13 protein-coding genes and 1 pseudogene are annotated in these 15,643 nt (G+C 72.8%); 11 read left to right on the forward strand and 3 right to left on the reverse strand.

Features of this window, described 5'->3' with window-relative positions:
* Positions 1-53 precede the first annotated feature (53 nt).
* From QF030_RS21970 to QF030_RS21980, 3 genes are read left to right on the forward strand one after another with little or no spacing between them, the layout of a single operon-like run.
* The gene (locus QF030_RS21970; RefSeq protein ID WP_307167649.1) at positions 54-902 is read left to right on the forward strand and encodes a DUF5819 family protein; all 849 of its coding nucleotides are present in this window, start codon (positions 54-56) and stop codon (positions 900-902) included.
* Positions 899-2,110 (forward strand): HTTM domain-containing protein, encoded by a 1,212-nt coding sequence (locus QF030_RS21975; RefSeq protein WP_307164356.1) that lies wholly within the window; start codon positions 899-901, stop codon positions 2,108-2,110. The genes QF030_RS21970 and QF030_RS21975 overlap by 4 nt, the downstream gene beginning before the upstream one ends.
* Positions 2,107-2,925, forward strand: coding sequence for a TrmH family RNA methyltransferase (locus QF030_RS21980; protein WP_307164357.1), 819 nt, complete (start codon positions 2,107-2,109; stop codon positions 2,923-2,925). Before QF030_RS21975 ends, QF030_RS21980 begins: the two co-directional genes overlap by 4 nt.
* Here the strand turns inward: QF030_RS21980 and paaN are convergent.
* On the reverse strand, positions 2,922-4,631 hold the full coding sequence (gene paaN, locus QF030_RS21985; RefSeq protein ID WP_307164358.1) for a phenylacetic acid degradation protein PaaN: 1,710 nt from the start codon (positions 4,629-4,631) through the stop codon (positions 2,922-2,924). The two genes, QF030_RS21980 and paaN, sit on opposite strands and share 4 nt — an antisense overlap.
* Positions 4,632-4,790: 159 nt before the next feature.
* Here paaN and QF030_RS21990 point away from each other — a divergent pair, with 159 nt between their 5' ends.
* Entirely contained in the window at positions 4,791-6,305 is a 1,515-nt protein-coding gene (locus QF030_RS21990) for a 3-hydroxyacyl-CoA dehydrogenase (protein WP_307164359.1), read from the forward strand.
* Complete coding sequence (locus QF030_RS21995) at positions 6,302-6,892, forward strand: TetR/AcrR family transcriptional regulator (RefSeq protein WP_307164360.1); 591 nt, start codon at positions 6,302-6,304, stop codon at positions 6,890-6,892. The genes QF030_RS21990 and QF030_RS21995 overlap by 4 nt, the downstream gene beginning before the upstream one ends.
* 3 nt (positions 6,893-6,895) lie before the next feature.
* Here QF030_RS21995 and QF030_RS22000 read toward each other — a convergent pair whose 3' ends face one another.
* A complete protein-coding gene (locus QF030_RS22000; RefSeq protein WP_307164361.1) occupies positions 6,896-7,471 on the reverse strand; it encodes an Lrp/AsnC family transcriptional regulator in 576 nt (191 codons plus the stop codon).
* 175 nt (positions 7,472-7,646) lie between these two features.
* Between QF030_RS22000 and pdhA the strand changes: the two genes are divergently transcribed.
* From pdhA to QF030_RS22025, 5 genes are all read left to right on the forward strand, one after another.
* Positions 7,647-8,792 carry a pyruvate dehydrogenase (acetyl-transferring) E1 component subunit alpha gene (pdhA, locus tag QF030_RS22005; protein WP_307164362.1) on the forward strand — a complete coding sequence of 382 codons (1,146 nt, stop codon included), beginning with the start codon at positions 7,647-7,649 and terminating at the stop codon, positions 8,790-8,792.
* Positions 8,789-9,793 carry an alpha-ketoacid dehydrogenase subunit beta gene (locus tag QF030_RS22010; protein WP_307164363.1) on the forward strand — a complete coding sequence of 335 codons (1,005 nt, stop codon included), beginning with the start codon at positions 8,789-8,791 and terminating at the stop codon, positions 9,791-9,793. Before pdhA ends, QF030_RS22010 begins: the two co-directional genes overlap by 4 nt.
* Positions 9,793-11,124 carry a dihydrolipoamide acetyltransferase family protein gene (locus QF030_RS22015; RefSeq protein ID WP_307164364.1) on the forward strand — a complete coding sequence of 444 codons (1,332 nt, stop codon included), beginning with the start codon at positions 9,793-9,795 and terminating at the stop codon, positions 11,122-11,124. The genes QF030_RS22010 and QF030_RS22015 overlap by 1 nt, the downstream gene beginning before the upstream one ends.
* 81 nt (positions 11,125-11,205) lie before the next feature.
* Entirely contained in the window at positions 11,206-12,168 is a 963-nt protein-coding gene (locus QF030_RS22020) for an NTP transferase domain-containing protein (protein WP_307164365.1), read from the forward strand.
* The gene (locus QF030_RS22025) at positions 12,165-13,592 is read left to right on the forward strand and encodes a molybdopterin molybdotransferase MoeA (protein ID WP_307164366.1); all 1,428 of its coding nucleotides are present in this window, start codon (positions 12,165-12,167) and stop codon (positions 13,590-13,592) included. Before QF030_RS22020 ends, QF030_RS22025 begins: the two co-directional genes overlap by 4 nt.
* Before the next feature lie 103 nt (positions 13,593-13,695).
* Here QF030_RS22025 and QF030_RS22030 read toward each other — a convergent pair whose 3' ends face one another.
* A complete protein-coding gene (locus tag QF030_RS22030) occupies positions 13,696-14,814 on the reverse strand; it encodes a potassium channel family protein (RefSeq protein ID WP_307164367.1) in 1,119 nt (372 codons plus the stop codon).
* A 111-nt stretch (positions 14,815-14,925) separates the two neighbouring features.
* Between QF030_RS22030 and QF030_RS22035 the strand changes: the two are divergent.
* Positions 14,926-15,633 (forward strand): annotated as a pseudogene (locus tag QF030_RS22035) (potassium channel family protein); the annotation flags it as partial.
* Positions 15,634-15,643 lie beyond the last annotated feature (10 nt).

Genomic DNA, 15,643 nt, shown 5'->3' on the forward strand with positions numbered 1-15,643 from the left:
CTTCCAGGTCCGAGGTCGTCGACCCCGGCTCCGAGCCCGCTTCCCGGCCCGAGATCGTCGACCCCGGCTCCGAGCCGGCCTCCCGGCCCGAGGTCGTCGACCCCGTCTCGGAGCCTGTGGCGCGGGCCGAGCCCGCCGAGCCCGTCGGTGTTTCCGCCGGTCTTCCCGTGGGCGCCTCCGTCGGCGGTCCTGGCGGTGCCGTCCTCGGCGACCCCGCCGCCGGTCCCGGCAGCGGGCCCCGGCGACCGGAGGCCCGTACCGGTGTGGCCGCCCTCTCCCCCCGCTATCAGGTCGGCGCGGCGCTGGCGCTGGCCGTCGTCGCGGTGGCCGTCTGTGTGCATGTCGGGATGGTGTTCCTGCACGTCGCCCCGCCGAACACCGTCAGCAAGGCACACGGCAAGGCGATCGACGACTGGATGTATCCGGAGTTCGAGCAGAACTGGAAGCTCTTCGCGCCGAACCCGCTGCAGCAGAACATCGCCGTTCAGGTCCGTGCCCAGGTCCGCACGGTGGACGGCGGCTCGCGGACCACCGGGTGGTACGACCTGTCGGCGCAGGACGGCCGGGCCATCGACGGCAATCTGCTGCCGAGCCACACCGAGCAGAACGAGCTGCGCCGCGCCTGGGACTTCTTCACCGCCACCCACGACAACGACAACCGCCCCGTCGGCCTGCGCGGAGCCCTCTCCGAGACGTACCTGCGCCGCATCGTGACGCTGCGCCTGGAGCGCGGCGGCGCGGCCGGTGACGGCGGTGTCGTCGAGCGGATCCAGGTCCGTTCGCAGACCACCAACGTCACCCCGCCGAAGTGGAGCACCGAGAAAGTGTCGACGAGCCCGGTGTACCGCGTGCTGTCCTGGTGGTCGCTGCCGGACGGCGAGACAGAGGGAGGCGCGCGGTGAACCGGTTCTCCCTGACGGTGTCCGCCGCCATCGCCCGCGTCACCGGGTCGGCGCTCGCGCCGTACCAGAGCGCCGTGGTCCGGATCGGCTTCAGTGTCACCTGGCTGCTGTTCCTGCTGCGCGAGTTCCCTCACCGTCAGGAGCTCTACGGCCCCGACGGTCCCTGGGACTGGGAGCTGGCCCGGCAGCTGATCGACACCAACGGCGCGTTCACGGCACTGATGTGGTCGGACGGGCGGGGCTGGTTCGAGGCGGTCTACCTGCTCGCGCTGCTCTTTGCCGGGCTGCTGCTCCTCGGCTGGCGCACGCGCGCGATGTCGGTGCTGTTCATGGTCGGCGTCCTGTCGCTGCAGAACCGCAGCGTCTTCATGGGGGACGGCGGGGACAACGTCCTGCACCTCATGTCGATCTACCTCGTGTTCTTGCGGTGCGGCCGGGTGTGGTCGCTGGACGCGCGGCGGGAACGGCGCGCGCAGGAGGCACGCGCGCGTGGCGAGCGGGTCACGGACCGGGTGGGCCCCGTTCTGTGGGCCGTGACGGGGTTCGTCCTGGTCACGGTGACCGTGGCGGGCCGCTTCCACAGCGACTGGACCATTCCGGCGCTTCTGTGGGCGGCGTGGGCGGTGCAGGGCCTGTGGTGGGCCGTCGGCCGCCGCACGAAGTCGGCGGAGCCCCGGGTCCTGCTCGACGTGATCGGCAACGTTCTGCACAACGGCGCCCTGTTCGTGATCATGGCGGAGGCCTGTCTGATCTACGCGACGGCCGGCTGGTACAAGATCCAGGGTTCGCGCTGGCAGGACGGCACCGCCGCGTACTACCCCCTGCACCTGGACTACTTCTCGCCCTGGCCGGCGCTCGCGGACCTGCTGGCCGCCAGTGGCACGATGGTCCTGCTGGCCACCTACGGCACCGTCATCGTGCAGGTTGCCTTCCCGTTCACGCTCGCCAACCGGCGGATGAAGAACGTGCTGCTGGCCCTGATGATGACGGAGCACGCGGTGATCGCCGTGCTGCTCGGGCTGCCGTTCTTCTCGCTGGCGATGATCGCGACGGACGCCGTCTTCCTGCCGACGACCTTCCTGCACAGGATGGGCGGATGGGCGGCACGCGCGCGTGGAGCGCTGCTGTCCGGCGGCGGTCGTACGGCGGTACCGGAGCCGCGCGCCCAGGAGAACCCCGAGCACACCCACGTAGGGTTCACGGCATGACCGACCCCGTGGCCGCCGGCTCCGATCCGCTCGGCCAGTGGCGCCGGCTCGCCGACGCCTCCGTCCTGCTCGACGGCTTCCACGCCCTCAAGCACGCCGTGCGCTTCGGGGCCGAGGTCCCGGTGGCGGTCACCGCCGACCGGCGGGCGACGCTCGCCCTCGCCGGCGAACTCGCCCCGGACGTGCGCGACGCGCTGGACGCGCTGCTGACGGAGGTCGCGGAGGCGACGTACACCTCCCTGGTGCCGCGTCCGCATCCCACCGCGGTCGCCGCGCTGGCCGTACGGCCCTCCCGCGAGGCCAATCTGGAGCGGCTGGGGCACGCGCCTCGGAGCACTCCCGTCGTGGTCCTGGACAACCCGCGCAACCTCGGGAACGCGGGCGCGGTGATCCGGCTGGCCGCCGGTTTCGGGGCCACCGGGGTGGTCACCACGGGCACGCTCGACCCCTGGCATCCGACCGTGGTGCGCGGCGGGGCGGGGCTGCACTTCGCGACCGCCGTGGAGCGGCTGACCGTCGACGAACTGCCGGCCGGCCCGGTGTTCGCCCTCGACCCGGAGGGGGACGACCTCCGGGGCGTCAAGCTGCCGGACGACGCGCTGCTGGCCTTCGGCTCGGAGCGCAGCGGGCTCTCTGCCGAGCTGCGCGCGCGTGCCGACCACCTTCTCGCCCTGCCGATGCGCCCCCAGGTCTCCAGCTACAACCTCGCGACCAGTGTGGCCATGACGCTGTACCACTGGAGCGCCACCGGGGGCGCGTCTGTGCCACCGAGGGAGCGACCTCGGGGGCGCACCGCACGTCCCCTGGAGGACTAGGTGTCCCTGCGGACCTCCACCACCCGGAAGCGGTTCGCGACGAACGCGCCGTCGGTGAGGGCCGCGTTGGCCGCCGGGTTGCCGCCCGAGCCGTGGAAGTCGGAGAACGCGGCCGTCTGGTTGACGTAGACCCCGCCGGTGAGGTTGAGGGACAGCTGAGCGGCCTCCTCCAGGCAGACCTCCTCGATCGCCCGCTCGATCTCCTCGTCGGTGGTGTACGCGCCGACCGTCATCGCGCCCTTCTCGCGCACCGTGCGCCGCAGCAGGGCGACCGCGTCCGCCGCCGAGTCGACAGCGACGGCGAAGGAGACCGGGCCGAAGCACTCGTCCATGTAGGCGGCCTCGTCGTCCGTTCCCTCCCAGTACTTCCGCGCCCCGTCGAGCTTGACGAGCACCGGGGTGCGCACGATCGCGTCCGGGAACTCCGGGTTGCTCACCTCGCGGGAGGCGAGGGCGACCTCGCCGAGGCCCGCGGCGGCCTCCAGGCGGGCCTTGACGTCCGGGTTGACGATGGCGCCGAGCAGCGCGTTCGCGCGCGCGTCGTCGCCGAGGAGGCCGTCGACCGAGCGGGCGAGGTCGGCGACGACCTCGTCGAAGGTCTTCGCGCCCTCGTCGGTGCGGATGCCGTCGCGGGGGATCAGCAGGTTCTGCGGGGTCGTGCACATCTGGCCGCTGTACAGGGAGAGCGAGAACGCCAGGTTGGCGAGCATGCCCTTGTAGTTCGCCGTCGACTCCACGATCACCGTGTTCACGCCGGCCTTCTCGGTGTAGACCTGCGCCTGACGGGCGTTGGTCTCCAGCCAGTCGCCGAAGGCGGTCGAACCGGTGTAGTCGACGATCCTGATCTCCGGGCGGGTGGCCAGGGTCTTGGCGATGCCCTCGCCGGGGCGCTCGGCGGCCAGCGCGACCAGGTTCGGGTCGAATCCGGCCTCGGTGAGCACCTCGCGGGCGACGCCGACGGTCAGCGCGAGCGGCAGCACCGCGCGCGGGTGGGGCTTGACCAGGACCGCGTTGCCGGTGGCCAGGGAGGCGAACAGGCCCGGGTAGCCGTTCCACGTCGGGAAGGTGTTGCAGCCGATGAGCAGGGCGATCCCGCGCGGGACCGGCGTGAAGCTCTTGGTCATCGTGAGCGGGTCGCGCTTGCCCTGGGGCTTGCTCCACTCCGCCGTGCCGGGCGTGCGGACCTGCTCCGCGTACGCGTACGCCACCGCTTCCAGGCCGCGGTCCTGCGCGTGCGGGCCGCCCGCCTGGAAGGCCATCATGAAGGCCTGTCCTGAGGTGTGCATGACCGCGTGCGCGAACTCGTGGGTCCGGTCGCTGATCCGCTTGAGGATCTCCAGACAGACCACCGCGCGCAGTTCCGCTCCCGCGTCGCGCCAGGCGCCCTGTCCGGCCCGCATGGCCGGCAGCAGCGTGTCCACGTCCGCGTGCGGGTAGGTCACGCCCAGTTCGACGCCGTACGGCGAGACCTCGCCGCCCACCCAGCCGTCGGTGCCGGGCTGGCCGAGGTCGAGGCGGGTGTGCAGAACGGCGTCGAAGGCGGCCTTGCCGGCCGCGGCGTCCAGGCTGCCGTTCTCCCCGTACGCCTTGGGGTGTTCCGGGTGCGGGGACCAGTACGCGCGGGTGCGGATCGCTTCCAGGGCCTGGTCGAGGGTGGGCCGGTGCTGGGCGATCAGAGCGTGCGCGGTCGGTTCGGCGGCGGCCATGCGGGACCAACTCCTCGTCTTGAGAACTCTCCGTCGAGCTCATGACCTGGCGGAAACCTGGGCAGGAACAGCCAGTCAGAGCTAGAGTAACCGAACGATCGGTCGGGACAAGGGGGCCTGCCGCATCTGTGGAAATCCCCGTGCGGGAGGATCGCGCACATGACAGCAATCGACCTCAACAGCCCCGTGGCCGTCGTCGGCACCGGCACCATGGGCCAGGGCATCGCCCAGGTCGCGCTCGTCGCCGGTCACCCCGTGCGGCTGTACGACGCCGTGCCCGGCCGTGCCCGCGAGGCGGCCGCCGCCATCGGCGCCCGCCTGGACCGGCTCGTCGAGAAGGACCGCCTCGCCGCCGCCGACCGGGACGAGGCACGTGCCCGCCTGAGGCCTGCGGAGAGCGTCACCGAGCTCGCCGACTGCTCCCTGGTCGTCGAGGCCGTCGTGGAGCTGCTGGAGGCCAAGCAGGAGCTGTTCCGGCAGCTGGAGGACGTCGTCGGCGAGGACTGTCTGCTCGCCACCAACACCTCGTCCCTGTCGGTGACCGCCGTCGGGGGCGCCCTGCGCAACCCGGGCCGCCTGGTGGGCCTGCACTTCTTCAACCCGGCGCCGCTGCTGCCGCTGGTCGAGGTCGTCTCCGGGTACGCCACCGACGTCACGTCGGCCACCCGCGCGTACGAGACCGCCCGCGCCTGGGGCAAGACGCCGGTCGCCTGCGCCGACACCCCCGGCTTCATCGTGAACCGGATCGCTCGGCCCTTCTACGCCGAGGCGTTCGCCGTCTACGAGGCGCAGGGCGCCGACCCGGCCACCATCGACGCGATCCTGCGCGAGTCGGGCGGCTTCAAGATGGGCGCCTTCGAGCTGACCGACCTGATCGGACAGGACGTCAACGAGTCGGTCACGCACTCCGTATGGCGGTCCTTCTTCCAGGACGTGCGCTTCACGCCCTCGCTCGCCCAGCGGCGTCTGGTCGAGTCGGGCCGTCTCGGCCGCAAGACCGGCCAAGGCTGGTACGACTACGCGGACAAGGCCGGAGCCGCCGAACCGCACACCGCGGAGAAGGCACAGCCGCCCGCGTACGTCGTCGCCGAGGGGAACCTGGGCCCCGCCTCCGAACTGCTCGCGCTGATCCGCGAGGCGGGCATCCAGGTCCGCGAGGAGGAGGACGACCACGGCACCCGTCTGGTGCTGCCGGGCGATGGTCAGCTCGCCCTCGCCGACGGCCAGACCTCCGTGGAGTTCCGGGACGTCGTCTACTTCGACCTCGCCCTGGACTACCGCAAGGCCACCCGCATCGCCCTGTCCGCCTCCAAGGACACCTCCACCCGGACGATGTCCGAGGCGATCGGCCTGTTCCAGGCGCTCGGCAAGGACGTCAGCGTCATCGGCGACGTCCCCGGCATGATCGTCGCCCGTACGGTCGCGCGGATCGTCGACCTCGCGCACGACGCGGTGGCCAAGGGCGTGGCCACCGAGGAGGACATCGACACCGCGATGCGCCTGGGCGTGAACTACCCCCTCGGCCCCTTCGAGTGGAGCCGCAGACTGGGCCGCACCTGGGCCTGCTCCCTCCTGGACGACCTGCACGAGCGCGACCCCTCCGGCCGCTACGCGCCGTCCCTCGCGCTGTACCGCCACTCCTACGCCACCGAGAAGCGGGAGGGCGCCTCGTGACCACCGCCAAACGCGATACGTACACCCCGGAGACCCTGCTCTCCGTCGCCGTCCAGGTCTTCAACGAGCGCGGCTACGACGGCACCTCCATGGAGCACCTCTCCAAGGCGGCCGGCATCTCCAAGTCGTCGATCTACCACCATGTCGCCGGCAAGGAGGAGCTGCTGCGGCGCGCCGTCAGCCGGGCCCTCGACGGCCTCTTCGGGATCCTCGAGGAGGAGCACGCGCGCGTGGGGCACGCCTCGGAGCGCCTGGAGTACGTCGTGCGGCGCATGGTGGAGGTGCTCATCGGCGAACTGCCGTACGTGACGCTGCTGCTGCGCGTGCGCGGCAACACCGACACCGAGCGGTGGGCCCTGGAGCGGCGCCGGGATTTCGACCACCGGGTCGCCGAGCTGCTGAAGGCGGCCGCCGCCGACGGGGACATACGCGGTGACATGGAGTTCCGGCTCGCGACCCGGCTGGTCTTCGGGATGATCAACTCGATCGTCGAGTGGTACCGCCCGGGCGGCCGGGGCATGGTCGAGATCGAGGTCGCCGACGCCGTCGTGCGGCTGGTCTTCGAGGGGCTGCGCGCGACCCCGTAGGGCTCACCCCTGCGGCTCCAGGTCCTCCTCCTCGAACACCAGCAGCGTGCGCGTGCTGAGCACCTCCGGGATCGCCTGGAGCCGGGTGAGGACCACCTCGCGCAGCGCCCTGTTGTCCGGCGTGTGCACCAGGAGCAGGACGTCGAAGTCGCCCCCCACGAGGGCGATGTGGGAGGCGCCGGGCAGCAGTCTGAGCTGCTCGCGCACCGTTCGCCAGGAGTTCTGCACGATCTTCAGCGTGATGTAGGCGCTCGTGCCCTGACCGGCGCGCTCGTGGTCGACACGGGCGCCGAAGCCGCGGATGACGCCGTCCTCGATGAGCCGGTTGATCCGCGCGTAGGCGTTGGCGCGCGAGACATGGACCCGCTCGGCGACCGACCGTATCGAGGCGCGGCCGTCCGCCTGGAGCATCTGGAGGATGTCCTGATCGATCGCGTCGAGCGGACGCGGCGGCGGCAGCGGGGCGCCGCCCTGGGCGGGGGCGGCACTCGGCGCCGGGGCGCCGGTCGACGGCGGAGGGCTGCCCGGAGGCGGCGACGTGCCGTTCTCCGGCCCGTCGGCCATTTGTTCAGGCGCCATGTCCCCCTGCCTCCCTGCCATGGACGTACTGCATTCATCTCAGGTTGTGGAGAACCGTTTGTCCACAGCCTGAGGGGCCCTGTAGCCAAAATGTGCCGACGACCGAACAATCGGTAGGTGAGGCGCATCACAACCGGCGCGCCTCCCGTAGCCACTCCCACGAGGAGGTGCCGTCATGACGGTCATGGAGCAACGGGGCGCGTACCGGCCGACCCCGCCGCCGGCCTGGCAGCCCCGCACCGATCCCACGCCGCTGCTGCCCGACGCGGAGCCCTACCGCGTTCTCGGCACCGACGCGGCCGCGCAGGCCGACCCGGAGCTGCTGCGCCGGCTGTACGCCCAGCTGGTGCGCGGCCGGCGCTACAACGTGCAGGCCACTGCCCTCACCAAGCAGGGCAGACTCGCCGTCTACCCCTCCAGCACCGGCCAGGAGGCCTGCGAGGTCGCCGCCGCGCTGGCCCTCCAGGAGCGGGACTGGCTCTTCCCCAGCTACCGCGACACCCTCGCCGTCGTCGCGCGCGGTGTGGACCCCGTCGAGGCCCTCACCCTGCTGCGCGGCGACTGGCACACCGGCTACGACCCCTACGAGCACCGGGTGGCGCCCCTGTGCACCCCGCTCGCCACCCAGCTTCCGCACGCCGTGGGCCTCGCGCACGCCGCCCGCCTCAAGGGCGACGACGTGGTCGCGCTCGCCATGGTCGGCGACGGCGGCACCAGCGAGGGCGACTTCCACGAGGCGCTGAACTTCGCCGCCGTCTGGCAGGCCCCGGTGGTCTTCCTCGTGCAGAACAACGGCTTCGCCATCTCCGTACCGCTCGCCAAGCAGACCGCCGCCCCCTCGCTGGCCCACAAGGCCGTCGGATACGGCATGCCGGGCCGCCTGGTCGACGGCAACGACGCGGCCGCCGTGCACGAGGTGCTGACCGACGCCGTACGGCGCGCGCGCGAGGGCGGCGGCCCCACGCTCGTGGAGGCGGTGACCTACCGCATCGAGGCGCACACCAACGCCGACGACGCCACCCGCTACCGCGGGGACGCCGAGGTCGAGACCTGGCGCGAACACGACCCGATACAGCTGCTGGAGCGCGAACTCACCGCGCGAGGGCTGCTCGACGAGGACGCGAAGCAGTCCGCGCGGGACGCGGCCGAGACGATGGCCGCCGACCTGCGCGCCCGCATGAACCAGGACGCGGTCCTCGACCCCATGGACCTGTTCGCCCACGTGTACGCCGAACCCACCCCCCAACTGCGGGAACAGCAGGCCCTGCTGCGTGCGGAGCTCGAGGCCGAGCACGCCGACCAGGAGGGCACGCACCGATGACCACCGTCGCCCTCAAGCCCGCCACCATGGCCCAGGCACTCACCCGCGCCCTCCGGGACGCGATGGCCGCCGACCCCTCCGTGCACGTCCTGGGCGAGGACGTGGGCGTCCTCGGCGGCGTCTTCCGGGTCACCGACGGACTCGCCGCGGAGTTCGGCGAGGACCGCTGCACGGACACCCCGCTCGCCGAGGCGGGCATCCTCGGCACGGCCGTCGGCATGGCGATGTACGGACTGCGGCCGGTCGTGGAGATGCAGTTCGACGCCTTCGCCTATCCGGCGTTCGAACAGCTCATCAGCCATGTCGCCCGGATGCGCAACCGCACCCGCGGCCGTATGCCGCTGCCGATCACCGTCCGGGTGCCCTACGGCGGCGGCATCGGAGGCGTCGAGCACCACAGCGACTCCTCCGAGGCGTACTACATGGCGACCCCGGGCCTCCATGTCGTCACGCCCGCCACGGTCGCCGACGCCTACGGCCTGCTGCGCGCCGCCATCGCCTCCGACGACCCGGTCGTGGTCCTCGAACCCAAGCGTCTGTACTGGTCCAAGGACTCCTGGAACCCGGACGACCCGCAGCCCGTCGACCCGATCGGCCGCGCGGTGGTGCGGCGCACCGGCCGGAGCGCCACGCTGATCACCTACGGGCCGTCGGTGCCGGTCTGTCTCGAGGCCGCCGAGGCGGCGCGCGCCGAGGGCTGGGACCTCGAGGTCGTCGACCTGCGTTCCCTGGTGCCCTTCGACGACGAGACGGTCTGCGCCTCGGTGCGGCGCACCGGCCGCGCGGTCGTCGTGCATGAGTCGGGGTCCTTCGGCGGCCCGGGCGGGGAGATCGCGGCCCGTGTCACGGAGCGCTGCTTCCACCACCTGGAGGCGCCGGTGCTGCGCGTCGCCGGGTTCGACCTGCCGTACCCGCCGCCGATGCTGGAGCGCCACCACCTGCCGGGCGTCGACCGGATCCTGGACACCGTGGCGCGGTTGCAGTGGGAGGCCGAGAACTGATGGCACAGGTCCTGGAGTTCAAGCTCCCCGACCTCGGTGAGGGGCTCACCGAGGCGGAGATCGTCCGCTGGCTGGTCCAGGTCGGCGATGTCGTCGCCGTCGACCAGCCGGTCGTCGAGGTCGAGACGGCCAAGGCGATGGTCGAGGTGCCCTGCCCCTACGGAGGTGTGGTCACCGCCCGCTTCGGCGAGGAGGGCACCGAACTGCCCGTCGGCGCCCCGCTGATCACCGTCGCGGTCGGCGCTCCAGCCTCCGGCGGCCCGGACGTCCCCGCCGAGGGCGCCGAGGGATCGGGCAACGTGCTCGTCGGTTACGGCACCTCGGAGGCACCCGCACGCAGACGCCGGGTCCGGTCGGCGCGACCGCAACCCGCCGCCCCCGTGACCGTCGCCGCCGCCCCGGCAGCCGTTCCCGCAGCCCCGGTTCTCCCTGCCGTCCCGGGCCGGGTCCCCGACGGTCCCGTCCCCGTGATCTCGCCCCTGGTGCGCCGACTCGCCCGGGAGAACAACCTGGACCTGCGGGAGCTCACCGGCTCCGGGCCCGAGGGGCTGATCCTGCGGGCGGACGTGGAGAACGCGCTGCGGGAGGCGGTCCCCCGGGCGCAGGCGGCGCAGCCGTCGCCCGGTTCCTCCACTCCCACCGGAAGCCGCCGCGTCCCCCTCAAGGGCGTTCGCGGCGCCGTCGCCGACAAGCTCTCCCGCAGCCGGCGCGAGATCCCCGACGCCACCTGCTGGGTGGACGCCGACGCGACGGAACTCATGCGGGCCCGGGCGGCCATGAACGCGTCCGGCGGGCCGAAGATCTCCCTCCTCGCGCTGCTCGCCCGTATCTGCACCGCGGCGCTGGCCCGTTTCCCGGAGCTCAACTCCACCGTCGACACGGCGGCCCGGGAGGTCGTCCAGTTCGACCACGTCCACCTCGGTTTCGCCGCGCAGACCGAGCGGGGACTCGTCGTGCCCGTCGTCCGTGACGCGCACGCCCGGGCCGCCGAGGGACTCACCGCGGAGTTCGCCCGGCTCACCGAGGCGGCCCGGGACGGCCGGCTCACCCCCGCCGACCTGACCGGCGGCACCTTCACCCTGAACAACTACGGGGTGTTCGGAGTCGACGGCTCCACGCCGATCATCAACCACCCCGAGGCGGCCATGCTCGGCGTCGGCCGCATCATTCCCAAGCCCTGGGTGCACGACGGCGAGCTGGCGGTACGCCAGGTCGTCCAGCTCTCGCTCACCTTCGACCACCGGGTGTGCGACGGCGGAACGGCAGGAGGCTTCCTGCGTCACGTGGCGGACTGCGTGGAGCAGCCGGCGGTGCTGTTGCGCACCCTGTGATCGCGGGCCCACCCCGGCGATTCGCGCGTTTCCCGTGATCGGGCGGACCCGCATCCCCGGGGTGGCCCGCATACTCGGGGGGTGACCTCGAACGAGCCCGCCGCCCACGACGCCGTCGTGCTCGCCGGCGGGGGCGCCCGCCGGCTCGGCGGCGCCGACAAGCCGGGCGTACGGGTGGGCGGGCGTGCGCTGCTCGACCGGGTGCTCGGCGCCTGTGCCGACGCGCGCACCACCGTCGTCGTCGCCGACCCCCGCCCCACCGCGCGGCCCGTGCGGTGGGCACGCGAGGACCCGCCCGGCGCGGGTCCCGTCGCCGCGCTCGACGCCGGACTGCGCCAGACCGCGGCGGACGACGTCCTCGTCCTCTCCGCCGATCTGCCCTTCCTCGCGGCGGACACCGTACGGCGACTGCTGACCGCCCTGCGCGCCGGCCCGGCCGAGGGCGTGCTGCTCACCGACGCCGACGGCCGTGACCAGCCGCTCGTCGCCGCGTACCGCACGGCCGCCCTGCGCCGCGAACTGGCGCTCCTCACCGCGGGCGAGGGCGGCCTCACCGGATTGCCGCTGCGCCGGCTGACCGCCGGACTCGACCTCACCCGCGTCCCCGACCCGGTCGCGTCCTTCGACTGCGACACCTGGGACGACATCGCCACCGCCAGGGCACGTATCAGGGAGCATGGCCACGTGTTGGATGAATGGATTTCCGCAGTCAAGGACGAGCTGGGCATCGACCTCGACGTCGACACCGGCGTCCTTCTCGACCTCGCCCGCGATGCCGCCCACGGGGTGGCAAGACCGGCGGCGCCGCTGACCACCTTCCTGGTCGGCTATGCGGCCGCGCAGGCGCGGGGAGGCCCCGAAGCCGTGGCCGAGGCCGCCCGCAAGGCCGCCGCGCTGGCGCTGCGCTGGGCGGAGGAGGCCGAACAGGAGACAGCCGAGCAGCAGAAGGGCCAGCAGCAGACACATCAGCAGGCCGGGCAGCAGAACGCCGGGCAGCAGAAGGCGGCCGACAGGTCCGGCGGCTCCGGGCCGGACGCCGGATGACCGCCCGCGGTACCCGGCAGGGCCTCGACGCCGAGGACCTCGACGTCGAGGAGGCGCTCGCCCTCGTGAAGGACGGCAACGGCACCGGCCGCCCGGCCGGCGGACACAGCCCCGCAGCCCGCGAGGACAGCGGTCACGGCACCCCTTCTGCCCCCTCCCTCTCCTCATCGGACCGGACGCCGGGAAGCGGGCACCGGGGCGACGCCGCCGAACACCGCCACCGGGCCACCTCCTGGCCCGAGGCCCGGACGATCGCCGCCCGCGCCGCACGGTCCGGCGCCGCCCGCCTCGCCCCCGTCTCCGTGACCCTCGGCGACGCCCTCGGCCTCGTCCTCGCGGCCCCGCTGACGGCCCTCACCGACCTGCCCTCCTTCGACACCTCGGCGATGGACGGGTGGGCGGTCGCCGGCCCCGGCCCCTGGCACGTGCGGGACGAGGGCGTGCTGGCCGGAAGCGCGACGCCCGCGCCCCTGGCCGACGGCGAAGCCGTACGGATCGCCACCGGCGCCCGGATCCCCCCGGACACCACCGCGGTACTGCGCAGCGAGCACGGCCGGACCGACGACAACGGCCGGCTGCACCCGACCCGCGAGATGCAGCACGGACAGGACATCCGACCGCGGGGCCAGGAGTGCCGGAGCGGGGATCAGCTGCTGCGTGCCGGTGCGGTGGTGACCCCGGCCGTCCTCGGCCTCGCCGCGGCAGCCGGGTACGACACGCTGGCCGCCGTCCCCCGGCCCCGGGTCGAGGTGCTCGTCCTGGGCGACGAACTGCTCACCGAGGGGCGCCCGCACGACGGGCTGATCCGGGACGCGCTCGGCCCGATGCTGCCCCCGTGGCTGCGGGCGCTGGGCGCCGAGGTCGTCTCCGTACGCCGGCTCGGCGACGACGCGAAGGCCCTGCACAAGGCCATCACCGCATCCGGTGCCGATCTCATCGTCACCACCGGGGGCACCGCCTCGGGGCCGGTCGACCATGTGCATCCCATCCTGGGCCGGCTCGACGCCGAACTTCTCGTCGACGGGGTACAGGTGCGCCCCGGTCACCCGATGCTGCTGGCCCGCCTCAAGGAGGATCAGCACCTCGTCGGCCTGCCCGGCAACCCGCTCGCGGCCGTCTCCGGTCTGCTGACGCTCGCCGAGCCGCTGCTGCGCACTCTCGCCGCCCGACCGGCTCCCGAGCCCTACGCGCTGCCGCTGCGGCAGGCGGCGCACGGGCACCCGTACGACACCCGGCTGATCCCGGTCGTCCTGCGGGGTGACCACGCCGTGCCCCTGCATTACAACGGTCCGGCGATGCTGCGGGGGATCGCGGCGGCCGATGCCCTCGCCGTCGTGCCGCCGGGCGGAGCGCGCGCGGGTCAGGAGACGGAACTCCTCGACCTGCCGTGGGCGACGGCCGGGATCGACGCCTGTTTCACGTGAAACAGTCCTGATTCAGCTCTCACAGCTCTCATTCACCCGTGTTTCACGTGAAACGGCCCGACTCGGCCCACCTCAACCGCCCCCGGTTTCACGTGAAACATCTTCATGCCTGCTCGGGGACCGGGACGGCGCGGCTGACCGTGATCACGCGGTCCCCCCACTGGAGACGGGTGAGCCGGGGGTCGGCGTAGTCCAGCAGCTCCTTGCCCCGGACGACGGCCACGACCAGGTCGGCGCAGCTGCGGGGCGCCGCGCCGACCTCCGCCTTGCTGACCGGTCGCTCGATGAGATCCAGGCCGTTGCCGAGGGTCATCAGATCTTCCAGGGTCCTGGCCACGGTAGGGCTGACCATCGAGACGCCGAGCAGCCGGCCGGCGGAGCTGGAGCTGGTGATCACGGTGTCCGCGCCGCTCTGTTTGAGCAGCGGTACGTTCTCGTCCTCGCGTGCGGCCACGACGATCGTCGCGCGCCGGTTCAGCTGCCGTGCGGTGAGAGTGACCAGGGCGGCCGTGTCGTCGCGTTGCGGGGCGACGATCACCCGGGAGGCGTTCTGGACCTCTGCCTTGAGGAGCGTCTCCGAGCGGGTGGCGTCCCCGGTCACCGACACCAGCCCGTCGTCACCGGCGGCGAGCGCCGACTTGCGCTGGGCGTCCACGATGACGATCCGGTCCTTGGCGATGCCCTGGCCGACGAGGGTCTCCACCGCGTGGCGGCCCTTCGTGCCGTATCCGACGACCACGACGTGGTCGCTGGTGCGGGCCCGCCAGCGGTGGACGCGGACCTGCTGACGGGTGCGCTCGGTGAGCACCTCCAGGGTGGTGCCGACCAGGATGATCAGGAACATCACGCGCAGCGGGGTGATGACGAGGATGTTGACGAGCCGGGCCGTGTCACTGACGGGGGTGATGTCTCCGTAGCCGGTGGTGGAGAGCGTGACGGTGGCGTAGTAGGCGGCGTCGAGGAGGGTGATGCCGCCGCCCGAGTTGTCGTGGTAGCCGTCGCGGTCGGCGTAGACGATCAGCGTGGTGACGGCCAGCACCAGCAGGCCCATGGCGAGGCGCCGCAGCACCTGCTGGAGCGGGGGCACGCCGATGCGCATGGGCATGGTGATGGAGCGACCCGCCTCCGCGTCGTCGCGGGCTTCGCTGCGCGAGCGGTACCAGAGGGACCTGAAGAGGGAGAGCCGGGCCGGGCCGGCCGGCTGTCGTTCGTGGTCCTTCATCGTGTGCCCCCTGTGACGGTGATCCGATCGGTGGGCACCATGGTTCCCGGCGGGCTCGTACCCGTCATGAAGCAACACGTGTCCATGAGTCCACAGAATCCATGATCCCGGAGGGTCCCCTTGCGCGACCACACTGTCGTCGTCGGCTTCGGAACGAAGGGGCGGTCCGCGATCCGGACGGCCTGCGCGGCGGGCCTGCGCAAGGAGCAGGTCGTGGTGATCGACCCCGATGCGAAGGTGATCGACGCGGCGACGGCCGAGGGCTACGAGGGTGTGGTCGGGGACGCCACGCGCAGTGATGTGCTGCGGCGGGCCGAGGTGCAGCGGGCGGGGCGGATCGTCATCGCGACCCAGCGGGACGACACGGCGGTCCTGGTGGCGCTGACGGCCCGCCAGCTCAATCCCGGGGCGAAGATCGTGGCGGCGGTCCGCGAGGAGGAGAACGCCCCGCTGCTCAAGCAGTCGGGCGCCGACGAGGTCATCACCAGCGCCGGTGCGGCCGGGCGGCTCCTCGGCCTGTCCGTCCTCAGCCCGGCGGCGGGCAGGGTCATGGAGGACCTCATCCAGCAGGGCGACGGGCTGGACCTCGTCGAACGGCCCGTCACCAAGGCCGAGGCCGGCCGCGGACCGCGCGAGACGCACGACCTGGTGGTGAGCGTCGTCCGCGGGCACCGCGTCCTCGCCTACGACGACCCGGCGATCGGCAGGCTGGAACCCACCGACCGGTTGGTCACGATCGTGCGGGTGGGCCCGGACCGTGGCCGGGCCCCCCTCGGAACGCCCGGCATGCCCGGGGTCCCGCCGCTGCCGTCGGCCTGAGACGTGTGCC

The sequence above is a fragment of the Streptomyces rishiriensis genome (assembly GCF_030815485.1).
In the GTDB taxonomy this organism is placed as follows: Bacteria; Actinomycetota; Actinomycetes; order Streptomycetales; family Streptomycetaceae; genus Streptomyces; species Streptomyces rishiriensis_A.

What these genes read in the sequence shown, in the direction of transcription:
- paaN (WP_307164358.1), bottom strand. Translation starts at nt 4,631, where the DNA reads ATGGCCGCCGCCGAACCGACCGCGCACGCTCTGATCGCCCAGCACCGG.
- QF030_RS22015 (WP_307164364.1), top strand. Translation starts at nt 9,793, where the DNA reads ATGGCACAGGTCCTGGAGTTCAAGCTCCCCGACCTCGGTGAGGGGCTC.
- pdhA (WP_307164362.1), top strand. Translation starts at nt 7,647, where the DNA reads ATGACGGTCATGGAGCAACGGGGCGCGTACCGGCCGACCCCGCCGCCG.
- QF030_RS21980 (WP_307164357.1), top strand. Translation starts at nt 2,107, where the DNA reads ATGACCGACCCCGTGGCCGCCGGCTCCGATCCGCTCGGCCAGTGGCGC.
- QF030_RS22010 (WP_307164363.1), top strand. Translation starts at nt 8,789, where the DNA reads ATGACCACCGTCGCCCTCAAGCCCGCCACCATGGCCCAGGCACTCACC.
- QF030_RS22000 (WP_307164361.1), bottom strand. Translation starts at nt 7,471, where the DNA reads ATGGCGCCTGAACAAATGGCCGACGGGCCGGAGAACGGCACGTCGCCG.
- QF030_RS21990 (WP_307164359.1), top strand. Translation starts at nt 4,791, where the DNA reads ATGACAGCAATCGACCTCAACAGCCCCGTGGCCGTCGTCGGCACCGGC.
- QF030_RS22025 (WP_307164366.1), top strand. Translation starts at nt 12,165, where the DNA reads ATGACCGCCCGCGGTACCCGGCAGGGCCTCGACGCCGAGGACCTCGAC.
- QF030_RS22030 (WP_307164367.1), bottom strand. Translation starts at nt 14,814, where the DNA reads ATGAAGGACCACGAACGACAGCCGGCCGGCCCGGCCCGGCTCTCCCTC.